This is a genomic window from Acinetobacter sp. 1125_18A (assembly GCF_052824985.1).
The window spans coordinates 15,507-29,339 of the sequence record NZ_VTDG01000008.1; the positions used below are offsets into that span (position 1 = coordinate 15,507).

General features: G+C 37.8%; 14 protein-coding genes. 6 read left to right on the plus strand and 8 right to left on the minus strand.

Features of this window, described 5'->3' with window-relative positions; translation table 11 throughout:
- Nucleotides 1-566 precede the first annotated feature (566 nt).
- The gene (gene sohB, locus FY049_RS14470) at nt 567-1,529 is read left to right on the plus strand and encodes a protease SohB (RefSeq protein ID WP_004822565.1); all 963 of its coding nucleotides are present in this window, start codon (nt 567-569) and stop codon (nt 1,527-1,529) included.
- Between the two features lie 194 nt (nt 1,530-1,723).
- On the plus strand, nt 1,724-2,866 hold the full coding sequence (locus tag FY049_RS14475) for an acyl-CoA dehydrogenase family protein (RefSeq protein WP_224963824.1): 1,143 nt from the start codon (nt 1,724-1,726) through the stop codon (nt 2,864-2,866).
- An 85-nt stretch (nt 2,867-2,951) separates the two neighbouring features.
- Here the strand turns inward: FY049_RS14475 and FY049_RS14480 are convergent, their stop codons facing one another.
- Nucleotides 2,952-3,470, minus strand: a complete 519-nt coding sequence (locus FY049_RS14480; RefSeq protein WP_151957230.1) for a DJ-1/PfpI/YhbO family deglycase/protease — start codon at nt 3,468-3,470, stop codon at nt 2,952-2,954.
- Between the two features lie 251 nt (nt 3,471-3,721).
- Between FY049_RS14480 and pheA the strand changes: the two genes are divergently transcribed.
- The 4 genes from pheA to FY049_RS14500 all read left to right on the plus strand — a co-directional run bounded on the left by pheA (nt 3,722) and on the right by FY049_RS14500 (nt 8,211).
- On the plus strand, nt 3,722-4,828 hold the full coding sequence (pheA, locus tag FY049_RS14485) for a prephenate dehydratase (RefSeq protein ID WP_004719240.1): 1,107 nt from the start codon (nt 3,722-3,724) through the stop codon (nt 4,826-4,828).
- A 32-nt stretch (nt 4,829-4,860) separates the two neighbouring features.
- Nucleotides 4,861-7,107, plus strand: a complete 2,247-nt coding sequence (locus FY049_RS14490; protein WP_105713771.1) for a bifunctional prephenate dehydrogenase/3-phosphoshikimate 1-carboxyvinyltransferase — start codon at nt 4,861-4,863, stop codon at nt 7,105-7,107.
- Nucleotides 7,108-7,225: 118 nt separating this feature from the next.
- Complete coding sequence (locus FY049_RS14495) at nt 7,226-7,606, plus strand: hypothetical protein (protein WP_151957228.1); 381 nt, start codon at nt 7,226-7,228, stop codon at nt 7,604-7,606.
- A gap of 20 nt (nt 7,607-7,626) precedes the next feature.
- Nucleotides 7,627-8,211, plus strand: a complete 585-nt coding sequence (locus FY049_RS14500; protein ID WP_224963822.1) for a GAD-like domain-containing protein — start codon at nt 7,627-7,629, stop codon at nt 8,209-8,211.
- 88 nt (nt 8,212-8,299) lie between these two features.
- Here FY049_RS14500 and FY049_RS14505 read toward each other — a convergent pair whose 3' ends face one another.
- From FY049_RS14505 to FY049_RS14535, 7 genes are all read right to left on the minus strand, one after another.
- Entirely contained in the window at nt 8,300-8,743 is a 444-nt protein-coding gene (locus tag FY049_RS14505; protein ID WP_446083919.1) for a DUF2147 domain-containing protein, read from the minus strand.
- Nucleotides 8,744-8,929: 186 nt separating this feature from the next.
- Entirely contained in the window at nt 8,930-9,961 is a 1,032-nt protein-coding gene (rtcA, locus tag FY049_RS14510) for an RNA 3'-terminal phosphate cyclase (protein WP_446083920.1), read from the minus strand.
- Nucleotides 9,939-10,217: a CPCC family cysteine-rich protein gene (locus FY049_RS14515; RefSeq protein ID WP_333666054.1), complete on the minus strand. Its 279-nt coding sequence runs from the start codon at nt 10,215-10,217 to the stop codon at nt 9,939-9,941. Before FY049_RS14515 ends, rtcA begins: the two co-directional genes overlap by 23 nt.
- A 486-nt stretch (nt 10,218-10,703) precedes the next feature.
- On the minus strand, nt 10,704-11,165 hold the full coding sequence (locus FY049_RS14520) for a DIP1984 family protein (RefSeq protein ID WP_446083921.1): 462 nt from the start codon (nt 11,163-11,165) through the stop codon (nt 10,704-10,706).
- A gap of 113 nt (nt 11,166-11,278) precedes the next feature.
- Complete coding sequence (locus FY049_RS14525) at nt 11,279-11,443, minus strand: DUF7684 family protein (RefSeq protein ID WP_446083969.1); 165 nt, start codon at nt 11,441-11,443, stop codon at nt 11,279-11,281.
- A 25-nt stretch (nt 11,444-11,468) separates the two neighbouring features.
- Nucleotides 11,469-12,734 (minus strand): RtcB family protein, encoded by a 1,266-nt coding sequence (locus FY049_RS14530; protein ID WP_446083970.1) that lies wholly within the window; start codon nt 12,732-12,734, stop codon nt 11,469-11,471.
- Between the two features lie 722 nt (nt 12,735-13,456).
- The gene (locus FY049_RS14535) at nt 13,457-13,732 is read right to left on the minus strand and encodes a hypothetical protein (RefSeq protein ID WP_446083922.1); all 276 of its coding nucleotides are present in this window, start codon (nt 13,730-13,732) and stop codon (nt 13,457-13,459) included.
- Between the last annotated feature and the right edge of the window lie 101 nt (nt 13,733-13,833).

A 13,833-nucleotide genomic window follows, 5' to 3' on the forward strand; every position in this document is an offset into this window, starting at 1 on the left:
TTCATAAATTTACAAAATGTAATTATTCTTTTTAACGTGTTGATTTTAAATAGTTTAATCAAAATAACAAATATGTTATTTAGATAAAAAGAGTTGGTAAATAACCTATTATAAATTTTAAAAATGTGTGATATATGTTTATTTGTATTATCTGTTTGATATAAACATGTCTATGTTTTTTTATGTGAATTTATCATAAGAAAAGCCAGCAAAAGTTCTACTAAGTGGCATTTGCGTTATTTTCGAGGTAAAGTCACTGAATATGCTGAAATCAGCAAGGCTTAACTTAGATGTAAAAACTATTAATAAAATCTTAATTTATTCAAAACGCGTATCCTTACTCGAATTTTCATGCGTTTTTAACTATAAAAAAAAGCTATGTATTCTATAACTAAAATTTAATTATTGTTGTTTGTTAAAAGTGTGTAGACAAAGCTTTTTATCATGCATAAAGACTAAGTGGACTGAGCTTTGTCGAATTTTTCAAAAAGTGTATTGAAATTTAGCTGATCCGTCCGCATCTTATTAGAAAAGCATTTCCTTAGATATTAGAGATTATAAATTCTATGTTATTTCATTTACCCAAAGTACCCGCAGAAATTCGTATCAGTCATTTAAATGCCCGAATAAATGAGCAAAGAAAAAGAATTGCTCAATCTACTGCATCGAAATTGGAATTGTTTCAACTGACTCAACAGTTTGTAAAAGAAGCACGTGTACGTAAAAAAAATAATCAAAAAATCTATGTCTTAGATTTTAAAGGAGATGTACAGGCTTCAGCTGTAGAAAACTTAAGAGAAGAAATTACATTAATTCTTGCGACAGCAAAAGCAGGCCGTGATCGTGTCATTGTTCGTTTAGAAAGCCCTGGTGGTATGGTGCATGGTTATGGTCTTGCAGCTGCACAATTGGTTCGCTTACGTGATGCAGGCTTTAATCTGACGATTTGTGTGGATAAAGTGGCTGCGAGTGGCGGTTATATGATGGCGTGTATCGCAAGTGAAATCGTCTCTGCACCATTTGCTGTGGTTGGTTCGATTGGTGTTGTTGCCCAAGTCCCTAATTTTAATCGACTGTTAAAAGAACATCATGTTGATTTTGAGCTATATACCGCAGGTCAGTTTAAGCGTACTGTGACGATGTTTGGTGAAAACACCCCAGAAGGTAAAGCAAAATTTGAAGAAGAGTTACAACAAACGCATCAACTATTTAAGCATTTTGTTGAAAAATATCGCCCGCAACTCAATGTCGAAAAAGTTGCAACAGGTGAACACTGGTATGGTGAAGATGCGCGCAATTTAAATTTAGTGGATAAATTGCAAACTTCAGATGAATACTTGCTGAGCTTATTACCACAACATGACGTATATGTGATTCAAACACGTCGTAAGCCAACACTTGGCGAGAAGTTAGGTTTACAAGCTGCACAAATGGCAGATGCCTTAATTCCATCAGTTGTGAATAAATTGATGAGTGAGATCACGAAGCTAAATTCTTCTTTACCGATGTTTAAAGATGATAAATTCTAAGTTTTAATTGATCATTTACAACCTGAAGAGTAATTGGCGAAAGCTGATTACTCTTTTTTTATGGAAAAGTCTTTTCTTTATTCGCAAAAATGCTCAGAAAAAATGACCTCATGTGGTCATGACAAGTCTGCAAAAAATGATTAGCATGCTAGGGATCATAAAATCAAAAACTCAGATTGAAAGGAATACAAGACATGTTGGCATATGATGCAGATTTAGAACTTTTTCGTGATAACTTTAAACGTTTTATGAGTGAACACGTTGCTCCATTTTATGAGCAATGGGAAAAAGAAGGTTTAATGCCACGTTCAGTATGGTCCTTATTGGGTGAAAATGGCTATCTTTGTGTTGATGTACCTGAAGCGTATGGTGGTTACGGCGTTCCAACTGAATATTCATTGATGTTGGTTGAAGAGTCTGCACGTGCAGGCTATGGTGCATTGTCTACCGCGATTTCATGCCATTCAGAAATTGCAGCTCCTTATATTTTGCATATTGCCAACGAAGAACAAAAACAATACTGGTTACCTAAAATGGTGTCAGGTGAAGTGGTGGGCGCAATTGGGATGACGGAACCGGGTGCGGGTTCAGACCTACAAGGGATGCGTAGTAGTGCGATTTTAAATGGTGACCATTATATTTTGAATGGTTCTAAAACATTTATTTCAAATGGTCAGCATGCAGATTTAGTGGTACTGGCAGCAAAAACTGATCCACAAGCGCGTGCAAAAGGTGTGTCACTTTTATTGGTTGATACACATCTAGATGGATTTAAAAAGGGCACCAACCTCGATAAAATTGGTTTGCATTCTCAAGATACCTCAGAACTGTTCTTTGATAATGTTAAAGTTCCAGCAAATCAATTGTTAGGTAGTGCAGGGCAAGGTTTTGCCTATTTGATGCAAGAGTTACCTCGTGAACGTACTGCAATTGCAGCAACGGCACTTGGTGCAATTCGTGGTGCAATCGATATCACTACTCAGTATGTACAGGAACGTCAAGCGTTTGGTCAGAAAATTGGCAGCTTCCAAAATACTCGTTTTGTTTTGGCTCAAGCAAAAATTGATGAGTTGGCAACAGCAGCATTCTATAACCAAAATCTAGCTTTGTATAAACAAAGTAAATTGGATGTTGAAACAGCAGCAGCTTTAAAAAGTTTTAGTACGGATATGCAGATGAAAATCATCGACAGCTTGCTACAACTGTTTGGTGGTTATGGCTATATGACGGAATATCCAATTTCTCGTTTCTTTGTAGATGCACGTATTCAGCGTATTTATGGTGGTACAAATGAAATCATGAAAGAAATCGTGGCGCGTGGCATCATTGGTCGATAATGCATAGATAAATAGCAACGATAAAGTGTTCAAATAAAAAACCTTCTTTATTTAAAGAAGGTTTTTTATTATCAAGGTTTTGGGATTAAGCGCTTAATACATTTAAACATTCATTGATAAAGATAGGTAACTCAAAAGTCGAGCGTGAAGAAATATATAAATTGTTGTCGTTCACCACTTCGCGATCGAAAGTCACAGCACCAGCGTCTTTAAGTTCTTTGAGGATATCTTCAATTGAGGTTAAGCGCCGTCCAATTGCAATTTGTGCATCGATAAGCAAATGGCTACTGTAACAACATAAAAAAATAGGTTTTTGCGCATTGGCAAAATTACGTAAAAAATCAATAAATCGTTCGTCTTCTTTAAGATGATAAGGGGAATATCCACCGGGAATCATCAGCGCATCAAAATCCCGAACAGAGATTTCATCAATGCCTAAATCTATACTGACCGAGGATTTTCTTTGTTTGCTATACACAATATTCCCCGCAGACTTTTCAATATTGCGCACAGAATGGCTTGCAGCTCGAAAAGCTTCAACAGGATGATGATATTCCGCATCTTCGAAATCATGGGTAATGAGAACAGCGATTTTTTTATTCATATTCTATGTCTCGAAATGCGCTTATGCTTTTTATCATAGAGCGCAATGCTTAAAATTCTATAGCTGCTTTGTAATTCATTTTGTGGTCAGAAAAGTTATAAAGTGATGACATTTTATTCAATATATAAGTTGAAAGTGAAACATTGAAAAATGCACTATTGCCCAACAAATTAAACTGAACTATTGTTATACTGTCAGTGGTCTAAAACATAGACTTCTCGTAATTCTCGACTTTAAAGGGCGACATAACAATGATCAACGATGATCAAAAAACGACTTCTCTAGATCTTGCTCAAATCCGTGAAGATATTGACTCTGTAGATCAGCAAATCCAACAACTTATCAATCGCCGTGCAAAACTGGCGGAATCAGTTGCTAAAGCAAAATTTGCAGCAGAAGAGAATCCGTTATTTTATCGTCCTGAACGTGAAGCACAGGTTTTACGTCAAGTTATGGAGCGCAATGAAGGGCCATTGTCAGATCAAACTATGGCACGTTTATTCCGTGAAATTATGTCTGCATGTTTGGCACTTGAAGCACCACAAAGTATTGCATTTTTAGGTCCAGTCGGCACTTATACTCATTCTGCTGTATTAAAACATTTTGGTCAGGATGCTGTGGTTCGCCCATTACCAACGATCGATGAAGTGTTCCGTGAGGTTGAAGCGGGTAGTGCACATTATGGTTTAGTTCCTGTTGAGAACTCATCTGAAGGTGTGGTCAACCATACTTTAGACTGTTTTAAAGCATCGCATTTAAATGTGATTGGTGAAGTTGAATTGCGTATTCATCACCAATTCCTGATTTCTTCAAATACTCGTAAAGACAGTATTAAACAAATTTATGCACATCAACAAACACTTGCGCAATGTCGTAAGTGGCTGGATGCACATTATCCGGGTGTAGAACGTGTAGCTTTAAGCTCAAATGCAGAGGCTGCTCGTCGTATTCGCAATGAATGGCATTCAGCAGCAATTGCATCTGATGTGGCTGCAAGTATTTACGACTTAGAAGTTCTCCACGGCAATATTGAAGATAATCCTGAAAATACGACACGATTCTTGGTGATTGGTCGTGAAAAGGTACCGCAAAGTGGTAATGATAAAACCTCATTACTGATTTCAGCACATGACCGTGCAGGGGCTTTATTGGAAATTCTTGCACCATTTGCAAAACACAACATTAGTTTGACCAGTATTGAAACCCGTCCTGCATTACCTGAAAAATGGGCTTATGTATTCTTTATTGATCTTGAAGGTCATGTGGAACAGGACAATGTTAAAGCGGCGATTGAAGATATTCGCCCACTGGTTAAAGAAGTACGTGTACTGGGTTCATATCCGATTGCTGTGCTTTGATGTCGTTGTGAAATAGGTAGTTCAAAATCGTTATGTCACAACCTTTATTTAAAAAAGTTGCTTTTATTGGACTTGGACTGATTGGTTCAAGTCTAGCCCGTGTGATTGCAGCCGAACATCTTGCTGAAAATGTTGTTGCATCAACACGCTCAAAAAAAACGCTGGAAGATGCCAAAGCTTTAGGAATTATTTCTGCGGGTTTTAGTGATCCTGTCGAAGCGGTAAAAGATGCAGATTTAATCGTTCTGGCTTTGCCTGTTCGCGCGACACAGAAAGTGCTTGAAACGATTCAAGCTTATGTTTCTGAAAACGCCATCATTACCGATGTCGGAAGTACCAAAGGGAACGTGGTGGCAGCAGCACATGCTGTCTATGGTGAAAATCTCCCTGTAGGTTTTGTACCTGGTCATCCAATTGCTGGTGCAGAACATACAGGTGTCCATGCAGGTAAAGTTGACTTGTTTGTGAATCATAAAGTGATTCTAACGCCGTTGCCGAGCAGTGCTGATTGGGCAGTTGAAAAACTGATTCAGCTTTGGCAGGCTGCAAAAGCAGAAGTCATTTGTATGGATGTGGACAAACATGATGAAGTGTTGGCACATACCAGTCATTTACCGCATCTGATGGCATTTAATCTGGTCGAACAGCTTGCAAATCGTGAAGATAACTTAGATATTTTCCGTTATGCCGCTGGAGGTTTTCGTGACTTCTCACGTATTGCTGCCAGTGATCCGCAGATGTGGCATGATATATTTTTTGCCAATAAAACAGCCATATTGAAAGCAGTTGATGGTTTTGAAACGCAACTTGCGACATTACGTCAACTGATTGAAGATGAGAATTCACAAGCCCTGATGGGATTGCTAGGACATGCACAAGCGGCACGACAGCATTTCAATCATATGCTCGCCAATAAACCTTTGATGGAGAAAAATAAGGTGACACAACAATTTACCATTTTGCCAGGTGAGAAGACATTTAAAGGTAAATTTACCGTGCCGGGTGACAAGTCAGTGTCACATCGTTCCATCATGTTTGGTGCAATCGCTGAAGGTACAACCCACGTTACAGGTTTCCTTGAAGGTGAAGATGCTTTAGCAACACTTCAAGCATTTCGCGATATGGGGGTCAGTATTGAAGGCCCTAAAAATGGTGAAGTGACCATTCATGGTGTGGGTATTCATGGTTTAAAAGCGCCAAAAACGGCACTGTATATGGGTAATTCTGGTACGTCGATGCGTTTGCTTTCAGGCATGCTTTCAGCACAACAGTTTGACTCTGTGATGACGGGTGATGCGTCTTTGTCTAAGCGTCCAATGGAGCGTATTGCAAAACCTTTACGTGAAATGGGTGCGCAAATTCAAACCACGGGTGAACGTGGTACTCCGCCTGTTTCAATCACTGGCGCTCAAGCATTGAAAGGCATTCACTACGATTTGCCAATGGCATCTGCGCAAGTCAAATCTGGGATTTTATTGGCAGGTTTATGGGCAGAGGGTGAAACCTCTGTGACTGAACCTGAACCAACCCGTGACCATACTGAGCGTATGTTACGTGCTTTTGGGTATGCTGTGAAAACGGAAGGTAATCGTATTTCACTACACGGTGGTGGAAAGTTGGTTGGGACAGAGATTCAAGTACCTTCTGATATTTCTTCTGCTGCATTCTTTATGGTGGGTGCTGCCATTACTGAAGGTTCAGATATTACCCTTGAAGCTGTTGGGATTAATCCAACTCGTACAGGTGTAATCGAAATCCTTAAGCAAATGGGTGCAGACTTAACTGTTGAAAATGAACGAATTGCAGGCGGTGAGCCGATTGCTGATATCCGTATCCGTGGTACCCGTACATTGAAAGGCATTCATATGCCAGAAGATCAAGTACCGTTGGCAATTGATGAGTTTCCATCTTTGTTTATTGCTGCTGCATGTGCTGAAGGGCAAACGGTGTTGACAGGAGCTGCTGAATTACGGGTTAAAGAGTCTGATCGTATTCAAGTGATGGCAGATGGTTTAAAAACCATGGGGATTGATTGTACGCCAACTGATGATGGCATTATCATTGAAGGAAAAGGTAAATCGGGTGACTGGTCTGCTATTTTCTCTGGCGGTGAAATTGAATCGCACCATGACCATCGTATTGCAATGAGTTTTTCGATGGCGGGGTTACGTAACTCTGGCGAGATTAAGATTATTGGCACTGAAACTGTAGCAACAAGTTTCCCTACATTTACCGAACTCACCAATCAGGCGGGGCTTCAGATTCAAGTCAGCGAATAAATCAGTCCTTGTCTAATATTTGTATAATTAATTAAAAACAGCCAAGCAAATGCTTGGCTGTTTTGTTTATATTGCTTATTCTAAAACCATACAACTATAAAGCCTTTTGGATGAAGCAATGAGAACATTACAATTTACTGCAAACTGTGAGAATCATATTAACAGTCACAATCATGGGGAAAATGTATGTTATGTCACTCAGGAATATGTGACGACTTTGTTGTTAAAACAACTGTCTCAATATGGCTTTAAAGCGGAAACAACACACTCAGATGAAGATCTCGCTGTCAGCGTAGAAAATCATCCAATTGGTTTGGGGGTTAATTGTCATTTAAATGATCAAGGCGTGTTAACTTGTGAAATTTCAGCCCATGCTGATGAAGAACAAGCGTGGTTTAAGAAGATAGCAACCCAGAGTATGATTAAACAATTGGCAAATGCTGTAGAAAATACGTTAAAAGAAGATGATGCGTTTAGTGGATTTGAATGGAAAGTATAAGCAGGGCCTAGGGGATAGCTATGCAATTACAAGCATTTATCGATAAATTTTCAGTAGATCAGGCGGGAAATACAGTAAGCCCTGAAACTGTAAAAAAATATCAAGCGTATTTACCTGAAGCGCTCTTAGAGCTTTGGCAAAACCATGGTTTTGGCTTCTATGGTAACGGTTTGCTACAGATCATTAACCCTGAGTTTTATCAAGATGTGCTTTGGTCATGGTTAATGAAAGATCAACCTGATATGACCCGATTACCCATTGCTATTTCGGCATTTGGTTTGGTGTTTTATTATCGTTTATTAAGCGAAGATGGCGATGAGGATATATCCTTTATCGACCCGCACAACTCGGATATTGAGGTAACAGCTTGGTCATTAACAGATTTTTTTAATGACTGGATTTGTGATGATGAGATCATTGAGCAATTTTTAGAAAAATCAGCCTTAGCAAAGGCACAAACTCAATATGGTAAATTAGTTGATAATCAAATGTATTGTTATCTTCCTGCACTGAGATTAGGTGGGCGTGCTAGTGATCTCAATTTAGATAAAGGTGATGCAGCCACACATTTAGCTTTTTTATATCAACTTGCTGTGAATAACTGATTTAAAAATCATTTAAAAAATAGATGTTTAGAAATGACAGTTTGATTGAGATAAAACTGTCATTTTTATTGTGAATGAAATTATGCTACTACTCGACACGTAACCATGTTTGACTACGACCTACTGCTGAAATACCTAAATATCCACGAAGAAATAGTTTCTTGCCATTTGGGCTGACTTTACCTTTTAATCGATAGATTTTACCAGAAACTGGGTCAATAATTTTCCCATCAGTATAACTCACATGATCATCTGTCTTTAGCCCAGAGATTACCTGTAAGCCAATAATGGGCTTGTTGGTATAAGGGGCAGGGCAATTGGTGCAAAATTCTTTTGGAGTGTAGCCTGGGCGTGGTGTTGCTTTTAATGCTGTACCCGCATAGCTACCGTTACTTTGTTTTTCAATTTTAACCAGTCCCTTTGCTTCACCAGTTTTGTCATCGATATAACGCCAGGTTCCCACGATATCTTCCGCAAAAGCTGCCGATGTTAAAAATGCGATATATGCTGTCCCCAATAAAACTCTCATCATTTCCCTTATTCCTTAAGTGGATATTTTCTACTTTAAAAATCATACTTATTTAAGGCGTTGATTATATAATGAATAGTTGGGTCATTTATTTACATAATGTGCCAATAAGTATGAAATTTAAAATGAATTGGCACATAAAGATAAGCAATTGATGAGCTTGTAAACTGGATTTAGCATAGCTGAAGCTTATGTGATGACACTCACCTTAAAAATATCATTGATTGCTTCAAAGTGAATTTCACAATCTAAGAATTTTTGAATCATTTCAGCTTGTGTCGAGGTGTGTTCACTGACAACTTGAGCAGTAAACTCACCACCTTTACCTAAAGCTAAAGGTAATAAAAGTTGGTCTGCTAGATATTCGTCAGCCACAGCATCGCAAGCTAAAAAGGATTTAACTTCTTTGGCTAAATCATGCGCTACTTTTTCTGCACTTTTTTTCATTTCACCTAACACAGAAAATACTTGTTGATGGTGTTGGTAATTTAACACCACAAAAGCTGTATTCCCTTGGCTAATCCCTTGAAAGTTTAGTCTGTTACGTTGGCTTAAGCTCAATTTGTTATGTAATACTTCCAGTTCACGATCAGCAATATTCTGTTGAATATTTAAGGCAGCGGCATAGCCATGTATTTCCAGTAATTTGCCTTTATCTAATACTGAATATTCAAGCTTATCTATCCAAGGATAAGTTGTAATATTGATTTGACCCGCACCAATTGGAAAGAAACCAGCACGTTCGCATTCAAAATCAACCTTTATTCCAAGTTTATGAATAGCAGGTAGAAAGCAAGATTCTATAAAATCTGCAGTCGGTGCCATTGGATTATGTGTTCCGCCGTGGATACTGATTTGGCTGACTTCATTTTGCATCATCAGTGCAGGTAGTAGTGTTTGTAAAACCAGTACTGTGCTACCCGCTGAACCAATATGAAAATCATATTTACCCGCTTGAACTTGTTGGGGTTGAAAATATAATTTTTGTGAATGTAGTTCAGCACCTTCCACAATGGCATTACTGATGCGTTGTGATGCTTGTACACAGACCAAATGCTGTCGCATTAAGCCCGGCTTTTGACGCCCTGCTCGAATATTCACAAGCTCAAATGGAATACCCGTTAACATAGACAGTGAAAGGGCAGTTCGTAAAATTTGCCCTCCACCTTCGCCTTGTGAGCCATCAATTTGGATAGCTTTATTTTTTACTAATGTGTTCATTTTGTTTTTCATCATTGCTTTCTAAATCATTCGGTTTTCGAACATGTTTTAAAAACCGTAATTCACTTACACCATATTGTTGATAATTATCTTGTGCCTCTGCTAATGAGATTGCATTTGCACCACTTTTTGAATTTGGGTGAATATTTTGTACAGGATCATCTTCCCAAGAACAAACTGGACAAATCTCAAAGTCAAAATTACCCAAAGGTTGATCTCTAGTGTAATGATGACAACAAGAACAAGGGTAATTCATTAAAATTCCTAAAAGGGGTGAACATACTGTCAGTGCATGGTGATGCTTAGTGCATTGTAACTTTGCTCTCACAAAGGTTTGCCTTGTACGTAGTGATGGGTTGATATGTGCTTAAAGTTTTAAGCTAACCCGCTCGCTCATCAAGCCACTACACCTTATTTTCAATCCTATGTTGTGGAGGTAGGGGATCTTGCACTCGCCCAGTATGTTCGGGTTTTCTCAAATGACGAATCACTTGAGAAAAGGTGAAATATATTGTCAGTACGTGGTAATACAGTGTGAATAGTCACTCTGATTCACAATGGTTTAAGTGATGAAAGGTGATGGATTTGATTGGTGAGTTTCCGCTCTAAATCCGCTTCGCTGTCATTACCCAAAAATGATGCTGACTTTTATTTCAATCTATACAGCCTTAGATCTTGTACTCGCCCAATATATTTCGAGATCTGATAGGGTAAGCCCTATCAAAACTTTTAAATGATGGCTTTAAACGTCAAGTAAATCAACTTGCCAATTGGTGGCTTGTATCAATACATTCAAGTCGCGTAATTTGGCACTAATATCATCGGATTGTTTTTGCAAGGATGATACTGGAATGACCTTATGCCATTTGATTTCACGTGTACTATAGCGGTCAGGCTCACGTTGTGTGTTGCTGATGGCTGAGGTTAAAATTTTATGGCGCTCGACAAGCTCATCACGTTGATTAAGTAAAGCCAATAATGAACGACCATCCGTTAATTTTGCCAAAGCATTGGTTTGATGAATGGCATAAACAAGTTTTTGGGATTCTTGAGTTAATGCAAATACTTGCTTTAATAACTCGTTTGGATCCTCGGATGGCTCATCACCATCTTGTACCAATACGTTCGCATTGATACGTTGTTTTAATGAAGCGAGTTTCTTTTGTTGATCGCTTCGTAATAAGAGTGCTTCTGCAAGTTTCATTTTATTTTCCTTATCGCTTTTAATAGTCAATAAATATTTAACACAACGATTTCATATAAAGTTTGCTGGGGTAGTGTATCAACTGGGATTGATTCGGCAAATTCTATAACGTCTTATAAAGTTTGATTTTCATGCCAAGTGGTCATGAAATTATAATCATCATCTGCAGGTTGATCATAATTACAAAATTCTAAATAAGAATAATCCAATGAATCATCCCAAATTGAACATTCATGGCTCCAAGCTAAAGCCCAATAGCATTGTTTAGATTTTACAATCTAAACTCCCTAATTTATGCATCAACTAACCTTTTACACAAACAACCTGACTTAAGGTATAAACCACTTCCACCAAATCACTTTGTGCTTTCATCACATCTTCAATAGGCTTATAGGCAGAAGGGATTTCATCAATCACGGCTGCATCTTTACGGCATTCCACACCTTTGGTTTGTTCAATCTGATCTTCCACAGTAAACAACTTTTTCGCTGCAGTACGGCTATGTACACGACCAGCCCCATGCGAACACGAACAGAAAGACTCCTGATTTCCCTTACCTTTGACAATAAAAGACTTGGCACCCATTGAACCCGGAATAATTCCATACTCACCCAAACGGGCACGTACAGCACCTTTACGTGTTACCAGCACTTCCTGACCAAAGTGTTCTTCTTTATCAACATAATTATGGTGGCAGTTTACAGCCTCTACTTTGGCATTAAATGGTTTGTTGATGATGATTCGTAAAGCTTGAACCGCAGCTTCCATCATTAACTCACGGTTTTTCATGGCAAATCGTTGTGCCCAACCCACTGCAAACCAATAATCATCAAAGTGTTCAGTCCCTTCCACTAAATAAGCTAAATCTTTATCAGGCAGATTAATAAAGTGCTTTTGCATATCTTTAAGTGCAAGCTCAATGAAGTGGTTACCAATTGCATTTCCTACACCACGAGATCCTGAGTGCAACATAATCCATACTTGTTGATGCTCATCTAAACAGACTTCAACAAAATGGTTGCCTGTTCCCAAAGTACCCAACTGTTTATGGTTGTTGGTATTTTTCAAACGGGGATGCTTGGCACAGATATATTCAAAATCAGTCACCAACTCAGCCCAAGCCTGATCAACACGTGCAGTAGGTGTATCCCATGAACCTCGGTCACGACGACCACGACCTTTGGTCATACCATGCGGAATTAAACGTTCAAGTTCGGTACGCAGTGCGTATAAGTTATCTGGTAAATCTGATGCGCTTAGCGAAGTACGTGCAGCCATCATTCCACAGCCAATATCTACACCGACCGCAGCAGGGATGATTGCGCCTTTGGTTGGAATTACACTTCCAATCGTTGCTCCGATTCCTACATGTACATCTGGCATTACTGCCATCCATTTATAAATAAAAGGCATTTGTGCTGTTTTTAATAATTGGTCTTTTGATTTCTCATCAACAGGGACACCTTTGGTCCACATTTTTATAGGAACACCTTTAGCATCCTGAATTACGTTATAAGTACGTTCCTGTGCTAAGGAAGTTTGTTTTTCGATTTGTTCTGCGACTAACATTGTCATTGCTTTGATCCTTTTCAAAACCTGCCTGCCAAGCGGTTGCAGGCAGGTGATATTTATATACATCTCATGATGTATGCTCTATATATTGCAGAGAGTGTGCCAACTTTGTTTTTTAATTGATTTTATTTTATAAGATATTGATTTATAATAAATAGATAAATTTATATTTTATTTTAAATGTGCATTTTAAAAAAAATATGCAAATTTAAGTATTATTTTAGATAGTAATTTATCTATTTTTATATTTTAAACAAAATATAAAACAACCAATTCCTAAACATAATAAGAAAAGGAGGCTAAAACCAATTGAAAAGATGAGGCTTACTTTAGAGCCTTGTAAATATGCAAATAAAGTGATTGAAAATATTAGGCTATAAATACTACTAAGGAAATATCTTCCACAATGTGGTGCAAATTTAGTTGTAAAATAGCCAAGCCAAATAGCTATTGGGAATATTGATATAATTGAAAAATAATAAATTTTTGAGCAGGTTGGGATATTTTCTTGCTGGAAACTGCAACCCAAAGTGAGTGAAAGTAAAAAAATGACATAGAAGAAAAATAAGAATACAAAAATTAGTAAAGGAAATAAGAGGAAAGCAAACCAAGTATGCATTGTTATTATTCAGGATATCTATCATGTTACAGATTATAGTATCAAATCTAGCTTGGGAGAATTTCTTCTCCCATGCTAGATTTGATGAAATTTGTGAATCTTAATTTTTGTTCATATCCCATATCGTATTATCATCAGTTGGTTGATAATGTTCTTCGATATGAATTTTTAACCTCAGTGCGAGAGGATCATCTTCTAGGATTTGACTATGCCCATGTAAAAGTTTCAGTTCGCTTTTTTTACGACTTTTACTTGGCGGTTTTTCATGATAGTTCTGGCATTTCTTATACCAGTGGTTAGTTTCTAAATAGTACTTTTTGACTCTTAGTTTCTCTAAAGCAAGATTGTTATCGTCAACAATAACTTGTATAGACATGATTTGCGTTTTACAGACTGACACCTGTCTTTGGTTTTGAGTTGAATGATTAAAGTAGCAGAGGATGTTTTTAAATTCAATGCGGATTTAAAATAATTATT